At 55.0% G+C, this 14,298-nt stretch carries 13 protein-coding genes; 4 read left to right on the top strand and 9 right to left on the bottom strand.

Features of this window, described 5'->3' with window-relative positions:
- Positions 1 to 24: 24 nt before the first annotated feature.
- From nadR to serB, 3 genes are read right to left on the bottom strand one after another with little or no spacing between them, the layout of a single operon-like run.
- Positions 25 to 1,257, bottom strand: coding sequence for a multifunctional transcriptional regulator/nicotinamide-nucleotide adenylyltransferase/ribosylnicotinamide kinase NadR (gene nadR, locus V6E55_RS03755; RefSeq protein ID WP_114979254.1), 1,233 nt, complete (start codon positions 1,255 to 1,257; stop codon positions 25 to 27).
- Positions 1,258 to 1,292: 35 nt separating this feature from the next.
- On the bottom strand, positions 1,293 to 2,678 hold the full coding sequence (gene radA / locus V6E55_RS03750) for a DNA repair protein RadA (protein WP_014068810.1): 1,386 nt from the start codon (positions 2,676 to 2,678) through the stop codon (positions 1,293 to 1,295).
- 11 nt (positions 2,679 to 2,689) lie between these two features.
- Positions 2,690 to 3,658: a phosphoserine phosphatase gene (serB, locus tag V6E55_RS03745; RefSeq protein ID WP_028016602.1), complete on the bottom strand. Its 969-nt coding sequence runs from the start codon at positions 3,656 to 3,658 to the stop codon at positions 2,690 to 2,692.
- Between the two features lie 117 nt (positions 3,659 to 3,775).
- On the opposite strand from serB, the gene V6E55_RS03740 reads away from it, so the two are divergent.
- Together V6E55_RS03740 and lplA are read left to right on the top strand one after the other, a co-directional pair.
- On the top strand, positions 3,776 to 4,420 hold the full coding sequence (locus V6E55_RS03740; protein ID WP_114979253.1) for a YtjB family periplasmic protein: 645 nt from the start codon (positions 3,776 to 3,778) through the stop codon (positions 4,418 to 4,420).
- A 39-nt stretch (positions 4,421 to 4,459) separates the two neighbouring features.
- Positions 4,460 to 5,476 carry a lipoate--protein ligase LplA gene (gene lplA / locus V6E55_RS03735; RefSeq protein ID WP_114979252.1) on the top strand — a complete coding sequence of 339 codons (1,017 nt, stop codon included), beginning with the start codon at positions 4,460 to 4,462 and terminating at the stop codon, positions 5,474 to 5,476.
- A 61-nt stretch (positions 5,477 to 5,537) separates the two neighbouring features.
- Here lplA and deoD read toward each other — a convergent pair whose 3' ends face one another.
- The 4 genes from deoD to deoC form a co-directional block, all read right to left on the bottom strand.
- Entirely contained in the window at positions 5,538 to 6,260 is a 723-nt protein-coding gene (gene deoD / locus V6E55_RS03730; protein ID WP_316942206.1) for a purine-nucleoside phosphorylase, read from the bottom strand.
- 88 nt (positions 6,261 to 6,348) lie between these two features.
- A complete protein-coding gene (gene deoB / locus V6E55_RS03725) occupies positions 6,349 to 7,572 on the bottom strand; it encodes a phosphopentomutase (RefSeq protein ID WP_114979250.1) in 1,224 nt (407 codons plus the stop codon).
- Between the two features lie 52 nt (positions 7,573 to 7,624).
- A complete protein-coding gene (deoA, locus tag V6E55_RS03720; RefSeq protein WP_049005216.1) occupies positions 7,625 to 8,947 on the bottom strand; it encodes a thymidine phosphorylase in 1,323 nt (440 codons plus the stop codon).
- Between the two features lie 54 nt (positions 8,948 to 9,001).
- Positions 9,002 to 9,781 carry a deoxyribose-phosphate aldolase gene (gene deoC, locus V6E55_RS03715; protein ID WP_316942205.1) on the bottom strand — a complete coding sequence of 260 codons (780 nt, stop codon included), beginning with the start codon at positions 9,779 to 9,781 and terminating at the stop codon, positions 9,002 to 9,004.
- A 262-nt stretch (positions 9,782 to 10,043) separates the two neighbouring features.
- Here deoC and V6E55_RS03710 point away from each other — a divergent pair, with 262 nt between their 5' ends.
- Together V6E55_RS03710 and V6E55_RS03705 are read left to right on the top strand one after the other, a co-directional pair.
- Complete coding sequence (locus V6E55_RS03710) at positions 10,044 to 11,591, top strand: YjjI family glycine radical enzyme (protein ID WP_316942204.1); 1,548 nt, start codon at positions 10,044 to 10,046, stop codon at positions 11,589 to 11,591.
- Positions 11,566 to 12,426 (top strand): YjjW family glycine radical enzyme activase, encoded by an 861-nt coding sequence (locus tag V6E55_RS03705; protein ID WP_316942203.1) that lies wholly within the window; start codon positions 11,566 to 11,568, stop codon positions 12,424 to 12,426. The genes V6E55_RS03710 and V6E55_RS03705 overlap by 26 nt, the downstream gene beginning before the upstream one ends.
- Here V6E55_RS03705 and V6E55_RS03700 read toward each other — a convergent pair.
- Both V6E55_RS03700 and V6E55_RS03695 read right to left on the bottom strand, forming a co-directional pair.
- Positions 12,421 to 13,203, bottom strand: a complete 783-nt coding sequence (locus V6E55_RS03700) for a TatD family hydrolase (RefSeq protein ID WP_316942202.1) — start codon at positions 13,201 to 13,203, stop codon at positions 12,421 to 12,423. The genes V6E55_RS03705 and V6E55_RS03700 overlap by 6 nt on opposite strands.
- A complete protein-coding gene (locus V6E55_RS03695; protein WP_114979245.1) occupies positions 13,200 to 14,252 on the bottom strand; it encodes a patatin-like phospholipase family protein in 1,053 nt (350 codons plus the stop codon). The genes V6E55_RS03700 and V6E55_RS03695 overlap by 4 nt, the downstream gene beginning before the upstream one ends.
- Positions 14,253 to 14,298 lie beyond the last annotated feature (46 nt).

Below are 14,298 nucleotides of genomic sequence, written 5' to 3'. Positions count from 1 at the left end.
CCAACGGGAGAGGGAGGTTAAAGCTTACCTCTGCTCTCCCATCATCTCCTTCACCAGCTCGACGCAGCGCAGGAAACGGGAGTCGTAATCTGACTCTTCAACATGCACAAACTCAACGTTGTTCTCATTGAGCATATCCACCAGCATGCTCTGGAATTCCCGCCTGTCCACGGAACTGCCGAGGCTGCGCATCCCGTCGGCCACCCACGGGGTGTTGTTTTCCAGCAGGATCACCAGGTCAAAGCGGTATTCATCAATCAGCGCCTGCACGAACGGGTGCTCACGCCCTTCATACTTTTTACAAAACGCCTGAGTGGTGACGAAGTCAGTATCAATGAATGCCACTTTATTAGCGTATTTCACCGCGAAATCAATGTACTGGGCATGACCGAGCGCAATTTTGTCGTAGTCGGAATACTGCAGCGCCATTTCGTCACCGCCGAGGTGCGAGAAGACGTAATCGCGGCCATACTCCCACGCGCTGGTGGTATTGAAGATATTTGCCAGTTTGTTAACCAGTGTCGATTTCCCGCTCGACTCACCGCCCAGAATAGCGACTGTGCGCACAAAGAACGGTTTCACTTCAGTTGGGATGTAATCCCAGTAGCGGAACGGGTTTTCGCGGATTTGCGCCCCGCTGATGTTCATAAATGTCCGTTTCGGATCAATCAGCACCGTTTCAATACCCAGATGCTCGCGGAACTGCGGTGCGTCTGACTCTTCAGAGGTGTAGATCCAGTTCGGGGTAATGCCTTTCTCTTCCATGAACGCTTTAACGCCATTACTCCACACGTCCCAGCCATGCGGATACGGCTCCATGCCCTCTTCGTTAAAAGCATGGATGCGGATGTTTTTCTGATATTTGAAGGTCTGAAGTAGCCAGCGCAGGCGGTCCGGCACGGTCGGCTGCTGCGACATCGCACTGTCTTCAAACAGTTGGCGATCGCGGGTTTCGTCGTACCCCATGATGATGTGCAGCTCATCCACCTGGCTACAGGCGCGCTGAATCAGATAGATGTGCCCGGTATGCAGCGGGTAAAATTTGCCGAATACCACGCCGATATTCTTTTGCATACGCGGGAATTCAAGCCCCAGAAAGCGATGTAACGCCTCCAGCTTTTGCGCGCTGGGACTTTTGATTTTGGCGTTCAGCAGTTGGCTAAGGTAGCCTTTGGTCATTCCGCTGGCGTCCGCCACCTGCTGTAACGTGCAGCCCTTCTGGCGGATTGCGGTCTTAATGTAGTCAAATGATGACATCAATTACGGTGCCTCCTGCAAAATCGAATACGTAATTATAAGTCGTCAAAGACATTTAACGCATCTGCGAGTTTCTTAACGCCAAAAACCTGCATCCCTTCCGGGATTTTTTTCGGCACGTTAGCGGCGGGTACAATCGCCCGGCGGAAGCCGTGTTTTGCCGCCTCGGAGATACGTTCCTGGCCGCTTGGCACCGGACGGATCTCTCCAGCCAGACCGACCTCACCAAATACCACCAGATCCTGCGGCAGCGGTCTGTCACGCAGGCTGGAGACCATCGCCAGCAGCAGCGCCAGATCTGCACTGGTCTCAGTGACTTTAACGCCGCCGACCACGTTAACGAAGACGTCCTGATCCGCCATCTGCAACCCACCGTGACGGTGCAGGACGGCCAGCAGGATCGCCAGGCGGTTCTGTTCCAGACCGACCGCCACGCGCCGCGGGTTGCCCATCATCGACACGTCCACCAAAGCCTGAATTTCAACGAGCAGCGGACGCGTCCCTTCCCACAGCACCATCACCGAGCTGCCGGAGGTGATTTCATCTCCGCGACTCAGGAAGATGGCCGACGGGTTGCTGACTTCGCGTAGCCCCTGCTCGGTCATGGCAAATACGCCCAGTTCGTTCACCGCCCCAAAACGGTTTTTATGGCTGCGCAGGGTACGGAAACGGGAATCTGCGTCGCCGTCGAGCATCACGGAGCAGTCGATACAGTGTTCGAGCACTTTTGGCCCCGCCAGTGAGCCGTCTTTGGTGACGTGGCCGACCATCACAATCGCTACGCCGCGCGTTTTAGCAAAGCGCGTCAGATAGGCAGCAGTTTCGCGCACCTGAGCCACGCTACCAGGCGAGGACTGAATATCCGCCATGTGCATCACCTGGATGGAGTCGATCACCATCAGCTTCGGCTGCTCTTCTTCGGCAATCATGCAGATCTGCTCGATGCTGGTTTCCGACAGCATGTTCAGGTTGCCGGTCGGCAGGCCCAGACGGTGCGCGCGCATCGCTACCTGCTGCAGGGACTCTTCACCCGTGACGTACAGGGTTTTCATCTGCTCGGCGAGCTTACAGAGTGTTTGCAGCAGTAGGGTCGATTTACCCGCGCCAGGGTTGCCGCCAATCAGAATGGCACTGCCCGGTACCACGCCGCCGCCGAGTACACGGTCAAACTCTTTGAAGCCAGTAGAAAAGCGCGGCAACTCTTCAAGGCTGATATCCGAAAGTTTTTGTACTTTCGCCACGCCAGCATTACCCGCATAGCCGCTCAGGCGTTCATTGCGGGCCACGCTCGGCGAAGCCGCCACACCACGCACTTCGGTGATGGTGTTCCAGGCATGACAGGCGCTGCATTGCCCCTGCCAGCGCGGATAATCCGCACCACATTCATTACAGACAAATGCGCGTTTTGGAGCTTTCGCCACGGTTTACCTCGTTATTTCTGATTAAGGCTGCCAGAGAGAATGCAGAACACCCCCATCAGGTCAGCATGACGGATAGTCACTTCCGTCTTTTCGTTCACTTTCGGCTTAGCATGATAGGCAATGCCAAGCCCGGCAGCTTTGATCATCGGCAGGTCGTTCGCGCCATCGCCGATGGCGACAGTCTGGACGTGCGGAATTTCATATTTTTCCGCCAGACGGGTCAGGGTGTTAGCTTTGTACTGAGCATCCACGATATCGCCGATCACCTGGCCGGTCAGCTTGCCGTCCATGATCTCCAGCTCGTTGGCCACCACAGTGGTCAGATGCAGTTTTTCCCGCAGATAATCCGCGAAGAAAGTAAAGCCACCGGAGGCAATCGCGACTTTCCAGCCCAGCGACTGCAGCTTCAGCACCAGTTGTGTCAGCCCTGGCATCAGCGGCAGCACATCGCGCACCTGACGCAGGATGTTGGCATCGGCCCCTTTCAGGGTTGCCACGCGCTGTCTCAGGCTGGCGGTGAAGTCCAGTTCGCCGCGCATCGCACGCTCGGTGACTTCCGCCACCAGGTCGCCGCTACCCGCCAGTTTGGCAATCTCGTCGATACATTCGATCTGGATTGCGGTGGAGTCCATATCCATCACCAGCAGGCCCGGCGTTTTCAGGTGCGGAATTTTACCCAGTGGGGCAACGTCCAGCCCTGCGTCATGTGCCAGGCGTGTCGCACGTTGCGTCAGAGAGCCTGCCAGGCGAATGACCTGATAATCCTCGACACACCAGGCAGCGACAATGACCATCGCAGCACCCAGTTTGGTTTGATATTGGGTAAGGCGTTGCTTATCCAGGCCGCGTCCGTACAGCAGCCAGCCGCTACGGCCAGCGTGGTAATCCAGAGGCATCACCTCATCGCCACTAAGAGAGAGCGGCAATCCTGGCCATAAAGAGACATCCGTTGGCAGGTCACACCAGGTAATGTTCGGCATTAAAGCTCCTGTAATTTCGTTCGCGCCGGAAGGTTCCAGAGGGAAAATAACGCATGAGGCTACCTTGTAACCATCACTTCTGGCAACATTAAGCCCTAAATTTTCAGCAGGTGGAATATGGCTCGCGCAAAACTGAAATTCCGGCTTCATCGCGCCGTGATTGTCCTTTTCTGTCTCGCACTCCTCGTGGTGCTGATGCAGGGGGCGTCGTGGTTTAGCCAGAACCATCAACGGCAACGTAACCCACAGTTTGAAGAGCTGGCCCGTACGCTGGCGCGTCAGGTGACACTCAACGTCGCACCCTATATGCGTACCGAGACGCCGGACGATAAGCGAATCGGTCAGGTCTTACGCCTGCTCACTGAAAACAGTCGTATTCTGGATGCAGGCGTTTATGACGAGCAGGGAGACCTGATTGCCCGCGCCGGCGAACATGTCGACGTGCGCGACAGGCTGGCACTGGACGGTAAAAAAGCCGGAGGCTATTTCAACCAGCAGATTGTCGAACCAGTCCAGGGTAAAAATGGTCCACTGGGGTATCTGCGTATGACACTCGACACCCACACCCTGCCAACCGAAGCCAAACAGGTGGATAACACCACCAATATTCTCCGCCTGATGCTGTTGCTCTCTCTGGCTATTGGCGTCGTGCTGGCACGCACGTTGCTGCAGGGCAAGCGCACCCGCTGGCAACAGTCGCCGTTTCTGCTGACCGCAAGCAAGTCGATTCCCGAAGAGGAAGAGAGCGAGAAGAAAGATTAATGATAAAATAGGCGGACGCCCCGGAAAAGGAACTCTGCCATGACCACCTTGCGCCTGCTTATCTCTGACTCTTACGATCCCTGGTTTAATCTCGCGGTAGAAGAGTGCATCTTCCGCCAGATGCCCGCCACCCAACGCGTACTGTTTCTCTGGCGCAACGCGGATACGGTGGTCATCGGTCGCGCGCAAAACCCGTGGAAAGAGTGTAATACGCGGCGTATGGAAGAGGATAACGTCCGCCTGGCGCGCAGAAGTAGCGGCGGCGGCGCGGTGTTTCACGATCTGGGCAATACCTGCTTTACCTTTATGGCGGGCAAACCGGAGTACGACAAAACCATCTCAACATCCATCGTCCTGAATGCCCTGAATGCGCTCGGTGTGACGGCAGAGGCCTCCGGGCGTAACGACCTGGTGGTGAAAACCGCTGAAGGCGACCGGAAAGTCTCGGGCTCGGCTTACCGCGAAACGATGGATCGCGGCTTCCACCACGGCACACTTCTTCTGAATGCCGATCTCAGCCGCCTGGCGAACTACCTGAACCCGGACAAGAAAAAACTACAGGCCAAAGGGATCACCTCCGTGCGCGGCCGCGTGGCGAATCTGGTGGAACTGCTACCGGGGATTACTCACGAGCAGATTTGTAATGCGATCCGTGACGCTTTCTTTGAACATTATGGCGAGCGCGTAGAAGCAGAAGTGATCTCCCCTGACAAAACCCCGGACCTGCCCAACTTTGCCGGGACGTTTGCCCGTCAGAGCAGTTGGGAATGGAACTTTGGTCAGGCACCTGCATTTTCTCACCTGCTGGATGAGCGTTTTACCTGGGGCGGTGTGGAGCTGCACTTTGACGTTGAAAAAGGTCATATCACCCGCACACAGGTTTTTACCGATAGCCTGAATCCGGCACCACTGGAAGCACTTGCGGCACGTTTACAGGGCTGTTTGTATCGGGCGGATATGCTGCAACAGGAATGCGAGGTGTTGATCGGGGATTTCCCGGCGCAGGAGAAAGAGTTGCGTGAATTATCGCTGTGGATAGCACAGGCCGTGCGCTAGATGCTGTCTGGTACTCTCACCCCGGCCCTCTCCCAACGGGAGAGGGAGGGAAGAGACAGAATTACTCTTTATCGCCCAGCAGAACGGATTCCAGCGCGATTTTGATCATGTCGTTGAAGGTGGTCTGACGCTCGGCAGCGGTGGTCTGCTCGTGGGTACGGATGTGGTCAGACACGGTGCAGATGGTCAGTGCTTTCGCCCCAAACTCAGCTGCAACACCGTAGATGCCTGCCGCTTCCATTTCCACACCCAGGATGCCGTATTTTTCCATCACGTCGAACATCTCGCCGCCGTCTGGTGCATAGAACAGGTCAGCAGAGAAGAGGTTACCTACGCGAGCATCAACGCCCAGCGCTTTCGCAGCATCAACGGCGTTACATACCATGCCAAAGTCTGCAATCGCAGCAAAGTCATGATCTTTGAAACGCATGCGGTTGACTTTGGAATCGGTGCAGGCACCCATACCAATCACCACATCACGCAGTTGAACGTCCATGCGAACCGCGCCGCAGGAGCCCACACGGATGATTTTCTTCACGCCGAAATCGGTGATCAGCTCTTTGGTGTAGATGGAGCAGGATGGGATACCCATACCGTGGCCCATAACGGAGATTTTGCGGCCTTTGTAAGTCCCGGTGAAGCCCAGCATGCCGCGAACGTTGTTCACTTCACGAACGTCTTCGAGGAAAGTTTCTGCAATGTGCTTCGCGCGCAGCGGGTCACCCGGCATCAATACGACGTCAGCGAAATCACCCATTTCTGCGTTAATGTGAGGAGTTGCCATCTTCAGTTCCTTTTAAATTGTTTATTCTTTTCACCCTCTCCCTGTGGGAGAGGGTTGGGTGAGGGCATCAGACCGCACCCAACATGATTCAGAACATGGCCTTGCCATATTCCATGTCGGACGTACCAAAGTATTTCGCCAGGGTCTGGCCGATATCCGCGAAGCTTTCACGGTGACCGAGCGAGCCTGGTTTCACTTTCGGGCCGTATACCAGCACAGGAATGTGCTCACGGGTGTGATCGGTACCGGTCCAGGTTGGGTCACAGCCGTGGTCCGCAGTCAGGATCAGAATGTCATCTTCACCCACCAGCTCCATCAGCTCCGGCAGGCGGCGGTCGAACAACTCCAGGCCCGCTGCATAACCGGCAACATCACGACGGTGGCCCCAGGAAGAGTCGAAGTCGACGAAGTTGGTGAAGACAATGGTCTTGTCACCCGCTTCTTTCATCTCTTTGATGGTGGCATCAAACAGCGCATCCAGGCCGGTGGCTTTCACTTTTTTGGTGATACCGCAGTTGGCATAGATATCCGCAATTTTACCTACGGAAACCACGTGACCGTCTTTCTCTTCAACCAGTTTTTGCAGCACGGTTGGTGCTGGCGGTTCAACGGCCAGATCGTGACGGTTACCGGTACGCTGGAAGTTACCCGCTTTGTCGCCGATAAACGGACGCGCGATAACTCGACCAATGTTGTATCCGCCTTCGGTCAGCTCTTCACGGGCGATTTCGCACAGCTCGTAAAGTTTATCCAGGCCGTAGGTTTCTTCGTGACAGGCAATCTGGAACACCGAGTCAGCAGAGGTATAGAAAATCGGTTTGCCGGTTTTCATATGCTCTTCACCGAGCTCATCCAAGATCACGGTACCGGAAGAGTGGCAGTTACCGAGGTAACCCGGCAGGTTTGCGCGCTTAACCAGCTTATCCAGCAGTTCCTGCGGGAAGCTGTTCTGATGATCAGAGAAGTAGCCCCAGTCGAACAGAACCGGAACACCCGCGATTTCCCAGTGACCAGACGGGGTATCTTTACCTGAAGAGAGTTCATGCGCCCAGGCATAAGCACCCACCACTTCCGCGTTGCCGTCCATTCCCGCAGCAATTTTACCGGTAGAACCTTCGTGGGCTTTCACCAACCCAAGGCTGGTCAGGTTTGGCAGAGTCAGAGGGCCTTTACGACCGTTGTCCGCTTCGCCTTTGGCACAGGCTTCAGCGATGTGACCCATGGTATCGGAACCCACGTCACCAAAACGTTCTGCATCTTCGGTTGCGCCGATGCCGAATGAGTCCAGCACCATAATAAATGCACGTTTCATAATTGTTCTCCGTACGTAGTGCTTAAAAATGATTGATCAGATCAGTATACCGCTATTCAGTGATACGACGATAGACCGTTGGTGTGCTTTCCGGTGCTTTATCGTCGAGTGTAATGGCCGCTTTAACGGCTTTCGCCGCTTCCTGCCAGCTGGCTTCATCTTTGGCGTGGATCACCGCCAGAGGACGTTGTCCGTCAACGCTGTCGCCCAGTCGGGCCATATCGGTAAAGCCGACGCTGTAATCAATCATGTCCGATGCCTGGCGACGACCGCCGCCCATTGAGACAACCGCCATGCCGAGTGCACGGGTATCCATGGCTGACACAAAGCCTTCGCTATCGGCATAAACCGCTTTGCTGAGCGTCGCCGTTGGCAGGTATTTCGCGTAGTTTTCCACGAAATCAGTTGGACCTTTCTGCGCCGCCACCATGCGGCCAAAGATCTCCGCCGCTTTGCCGTTATCCAGCACCGCCTGCAGTTTCGCGCGCGCGTCTGCATCATCTTTGGCAAGCTTGCCAGAGATTAACATCTCAACGCACAGCGCCATGGTGACGTCGAACAGACGTGGGTTGCGGTATTCACCAGTCAGGAACTGTACAGCCTCACGCACTTCAACCGCGTTACCTGCACTGGAGGCCAGGACCTGGTTCATGTCGGTGAGCAGTGCAGTGGTGCGCACGCCAGCACCGTTGGAGACGCCAACGATCGCTTCGGCAAGCTGGGCAGAAAGTTCATAGGTTGGCATAAAGGCGCCGCTACCTACTTTTACATCCATCACCAGCGCGTCCAGCCCTTCGGCCAGTTTCTTCGCCAGGATAGAGGCGGTGATCAGCGGGATGGAGTCAACGGTCGCGGTGATATCGCGGGTGGCATAGAAACGCTTATCTGCCGGAGCAAGAGAGCTGGTCTGGCCGATAATCGCCACACCAACGTCTTTAATAATATCGCGGAAGCGGTTGTCATCCGGGAAGATATCGAAGCCCGGAATGGCTTCCAGTTTGTCGAGCGTACCACCGGTATGGCCGAGGCCGCGCCCGGAGATCATCGGGATGTAACCCCCACAGGCTGCCACCATTGGGCCGAGCATCAGGGAAGTCACATCACCTACGCCACCTGTGGAGTGCTTGTCCACAATCGGGCCGTTAAGGTTCAGGCTCTTCCAGTCGAGAACGGTTCCTGAATCTCGCATCGCCATCGTCAGCGAGACCCGCTCAGGCATCGACATATCGTGGAAGAAAATGGTCATCGCCAGCGCAGCGATCTGCCCTTCAGAGACGGTGTTATCACGAATGCCGTTGATAAAGAAGCGGATCTCTTCGTCGCTTAATGCATGACCATCACGTTTTTTACGAATAATTTCTTGTGCGAGAAACACGGTAACCTCCCGAAATAAGCCGGGATCGCTTCGCGTCACCCGGCAATTCAAACCTTAGTAGCTGCTTGCGCTCTTACCATCGCCGTGACCCAGCGCTTTCAGCAGGCTGGCCAGCAGGCTGGATGCACCAAAGCGATAGTGACGGGAATCTGCCCATTCAGCGCCGAACAGTTCATCCGCAATGGCCAGGAACTGCTGTGCATCTTCCGCGGTGCGTACGCCGCCCGCAGGTTTAAAACCAACAGTTTTGGACACGCCCATATCGCGGATAACTTCCATCATGATGCGTGCGCTTTCCGGGGTGGCATTCACTGGCACTTTACCGGTAGAGGTTTTGATGAAATCAGCACCCGCTTTGATGGAGATTTCAGATGCTTTACGAATCAGAGCTTCTTCTTTCAGCTCACCGGTTTCGATGATCACTTTCAGCAGTACGTTTGCCGCAGCACACGCGTCTTTACAGGCTTTCACCAGGTCAAAACCGACCTGCTCGTTACCCGCGATCAACGCACGGTATGGGAATACCACGTCAACTTCATCTGCACCGTAAGCAATAGCTGCGCGAGTTTCTGCCAGCGCAATCTCGATATCGTCGTTGCCGTGCGGGAAGTTAGTCACGGTTGCAATACGCACGTCCGGCGTGCCCTGCTCTTTCAGCGTCTTACGGGCAATCGGGATAAAGCGCGGGTAAATACAGATAGCTGCGGTGTTACCGACGGGCGTTTTCGCCTGATAGCACAGGGCGATGACTTTTTCATTGGTGTCGTCATCGTTCAGGGTGGTCAGGTCCATCAGTTTCAACGCGCGCAGGCTGCTTGCAGTTAAATCGGTCATAACATTCTCCAACGGCAGTGCCGTATAAATTTTACCTTGCGGGTCTGTGAGTATTCTAACATTCACCCGCATCTACACTTCGACATTCATCACAGTTAATGAAAACTACGTACAAATTTGCATTACTGTAATGAGATCTTCTTCAAACTTTATCGTGCTAATTGCCGACTAAAGCAGCAATATCCCCTGTCGGATCAAAAGCCATAACAGGCTGGCTTCCTACAATCCGTTCATCATCCGCAGAATAATCAAGGAAGCGATCATGTCCCACTCCAGCCCCGACGCCCTGCAACAACGTTGCCAGCACATTGTGACAAGCCCGGTGTTAACCCCGGAACAAAAACGTCATTTCCTGGCGCTGGAAGCGGAAAACAACCTGCCTTATCCGGAACTCCCTCAGGCTGCGCGCGCCGCGCTGGACGAGGGTTTTATCTGCGATATGTTCGAAGGCCACGCACCTTACAAACCCCGCTATGTTCTGCCGGATTATGCTAAATTTCTGGCTAACGGCTCAGAATGGCTGGAGCTGGAAGGCGCGAAAGACCTGGATGACGCCCTTTCACTACTCACCATCCTTTACCACCATGTGCCATCCGTAACATCCATGCCTGTCTATCTGGGTCATCTTGATGTGTTACTGCAATCATATGTTAGAATTCTAACACAAGAAGAAGTTGATAGCCGAATAAAACGTTTCTGGCGCTATCTCGACCGAACGCTGCCGGATGCGTTTATGCACGCAAACATCGGGCCTGCTGACGGCCCCATCACCCGTGCAATTCTGCGTGTCGATGCAGAGCTGAAGCAGGTCGCGCCGAACCTCACCTTTATCTACGATCCAGATATTACCCCGGACGATTTGCTGCTTGAGGTGGCAAAAAACATATGTGAATGCAGTAAACCGCATATTTCTAATGGCCCGATTAATGATAAAATTTTCACAAAAGGCCGTTACGGCGTGGTGAGTTGTTACAACTCCCTGCCGCTTGCAGGCGGTGGGAGCACCCTGGTACGCCTTAACCTCAAAGCCATTGCTGAACGCAGCACATCCATTGAAGACTTCTTCACCCGCACGCTCCCGCATTACTGCCAGCAGCAAACTGCTATCATCGATGCACGCTGCGGTTTCCTGTACGAGCAATCTGGCTTCTTTGAGAATAGCTTCCTGGTAAAAGAGGGGCTGATTGATGCCGATCGGTTTGTGCCTATGTTTGGGATGTACGGTCTGGCTGAAGCAGTGAACACACTTTGCGAAAAGGAAGGTATTGCAGGGCGCTACGGTAAAGACGAGCAGGCCAACGCGCTGGGCTACCGCATCAGTGGGCAGCTTGCGGCATATGTGGAAAACACGCCGGTAAAACACGGCTGGAAGCAACGCGCAATGCTGCATGCTCAGTCAGGGATCAGCTCTGACTCCGGCACGACACCGGGAGCGCGTCTGCCCTATGGAGATGAACCGGACCCGATCAACCATCTGCTGGCCGTAGCGCCGCATCATAAATACTACCACTCAGGGATCAGCGATATTTTGACCCTGGATGAGACGGTAAAACGCAACCCACAGGCGGTGGTTCAGCTATGTCTTGGTGCGTTCAGAGCCGGTATGCGTGAATTCACCGCTAACGTATCCGGTAACGATCTGGTACGCGTGACCGGGTATATGGTGCGCTTGTCAGATCTTGAAAAATACCGTGAAGCCGGATCGCGTACTAATACCACGTGGCTTGGAGAAGAAGCCGCGCGTAACACCCGTATCCTGGAACGTCAGCCGCGCGTGATTAGCCATGAACAGCAGATGCGCTTTAGTTAGTCAGGTTATCCCTTTCTCCTGCGTGGACGGGCCGGGCAGTCGCCTGGCACTGTTCCTGCAGGGATGTAACCTGCGCTGTAAAACCTGCCACAACCCGTGGACCATCGGGCGCTGCAATGACTGCGGTGACTGCGTGCCCCACTGTCCGCACGACGCGCTGACCATTCATGCCGGGCGCGTCTGGTGGCAGGAAAGTGACTGCCAGCAGTGCGACACCTGCCTCCATCAGTGCCAGCAGCAGGCAACGCCCATGGCACATCGTTTTAGTGTGGAGGAGATCCTCACGCAAATCCGCAGAGCTGCGCCCTTTATTGAGGGTATTACGGTGAGTGGCGGTGAGGCTACCACGCAACTTCCTTTTCTGATCGCGCTTTTCACGGCGATCAAAACAGATCCCGCACTGAGTCATCTAAGCTGCCTGGTGGACAGCAATGGCCTGTTAAGTGAAACCGGCTGGCAGAAACTCCTGCCGGTGCTGGATGGCGCGATGCTGGATCTAAAAGCGTGGGGAAATGAGCATCACCGTTTCCTGACCGGACGCGAAAACCCGCTGATTAAACAAAGCATTCGCTGGCTGGCCGATCATCACCGTTTGACGGAACTGCGCTTACTGGTCATCCCGGATCAGTGCGATTATCTGGAACAGATCAAACCGCTGACGACATTTATCCACGGGCTTGGAAACGTCCCGGTGCGTATCAACGCCTTTCATGCGCAGGGTGTTTACGGCGAAGCGGCGTCATGGCGTAGCGCTACACCGGAAGACGTTGAACCGCTGGCGCTCGCACTGGAAAAACAGAAGATAACCGTGATCCGCCCGGCGCTTTATCTATAGTGTGATACCAAATACCGAGCGCGTATTCTCAAGCAAGGCATCAGCAATCACCTCTTCTGGCTCATCGCGCAGCTCGCACAACGTGGCAAACACGCGTGCCGCCTGTTCCGGGCGATTCGGTTGCCCCTGAAAACCGTTAAGGGGCATATCGGGGGCGTCGGTTTCCAGTAATAACGCCGACAGGGGCAGTTGAGCCATTACGTCGCGGGTTTTGCTGGCGCGCGGATAAGTGATGGTTCCGCCCACGCCAATTTTATAGCCCAGTTCGTTAAAACGCTGCGCCTGCTGCAGGCTGCCGGAGAAACCGTGTACAACACCTCGCCGTGGTAGATCGATGCGTTTCAGGTGCATCGCCAGCTTATCGTGCGTGCGTCTTGAGTGGAGGATCACCGGCAGATCGTAACGCTTTGCCAGCCTGAGCTGCGCATCAAGGATCGTCTGCTGACGTTCAAACTGCGGATCCTCACGGTAAAGATCGAGGCCGATCTCACCGATGGCGACAAGTTTGTCTCCCGCGGTCTGCAGTACCTCATCAAGCCTCTCAATATGTTCATCAAGATGTCGTTCAATGACAATCGGATGGAGGCCGAGCGCGGCATAGAGCGCGGGATACTGCGTGGCAAGATCCAGCACACGGGAAAAGTAAGCAGCTTCAACTGACGGCACAATGATGGCCTGAACGCCTGCTTCGGCAGCTTTCGCAATACTTTGCTCTTCATCCCCCGTAAACGGTGGAAAATCAAAGTGGCAGTGGGTATCGACAAAGCAGTGCGTCACGCCAGATCCTCGTTGTCCAATAAAGCGTCATTCGCCTGCGGAATATCCACCAGCGGCATTGTCAGGGCATCATTAGCGACAATCGCAGGCGGCGTAATAATACGTTTATGCCGATGCAGAGGTGGTTGCTCCGCCAGCATTTTTCCCACCGTCGCCAGGAAGTAACGCCCGCACAGCCGGCCCGTTTTATAATCTGCACGCAACGCCGGGACGCGGCTACCCAGCGCCATACTGACCAGCGGCTTAGGCGGATAGATTTCAAAAATACGCAGTTTTCCCGGTGGTTTTTCAATGAAACGCTGCATCGCGCCGTAGGTGGTTTCATGCTGCTTAGCGATGTTCACCAGCGGTTGCAGGCTGCTGTCGCCTAACCAGCGCTCCATGCGTTTAAACCACTGAGGGGTGTAGTACATTTGCGACGGTACAGTACGGATCACCACAATAGTTTTCGCTCCGCGCCGGGCAGCTTCCTGTACCGGAACTGCGTCACTGATCCCCCCATCCAGATAACTGATACCATCCAGCTGTGCACCGGTACGATAAAAACCGGGAATGGCACTTGAGGCACGGATGATATCCAGCCAGTTTTCCTTCTGCGGAGAGAAATACCCCGGTGAATAATCATCCCCCCGGCTGGCGCACATCCAGAATGCTTTCCCGCTATCAAACAGGCGCGCTGCAGTGTCCATGGCCAGCGGCATCTGGCTGGAGGTAGATTCCAGCAGCCAGTCGAGATCAATCAGATTGCCGCCACGCACAAAGCGCACCGGATTAAAAAATTCTTTCGCCGTGGTATAGCGCATAATCACTTTTCGCGCATAACCTGGCTGGTTACAGACATAGGCAGACAGGTTCTGCGCCCCGGCAGAGGTGCCGAAGTAAAGGTCAAACGGGTTGAATTGCGCGCGCATAAATTCATCCAGCACGCCCGCAGTGAAAATGCCACGCTGCCCGCCCCCCTCACAGACCAGCGCGAGCTGACCTGCGCGAAACGGCTTTAACGTGAGCGGCGCGATATTGCCGAGCGTAACGGGAATTCGTTGCCCCACCTCTGCTTTCCTGTTTTGATTATTCTGTAACAACACAGTAACGCAC

It is taken from the genome of Enterobacter sp. 342 (assembly GCF_036663495.1).
GTDB lineage: Bacteria > Pseudomonadota > Gammaproteobacteria > Enterobacterales > Enterobacteriaceae > Enterobacter.
The sequence above is the reverse complement of the archived record's forward strand: the minus strand, read 5'-3'. Positions and strand labels throughout refer to the sequence as shown.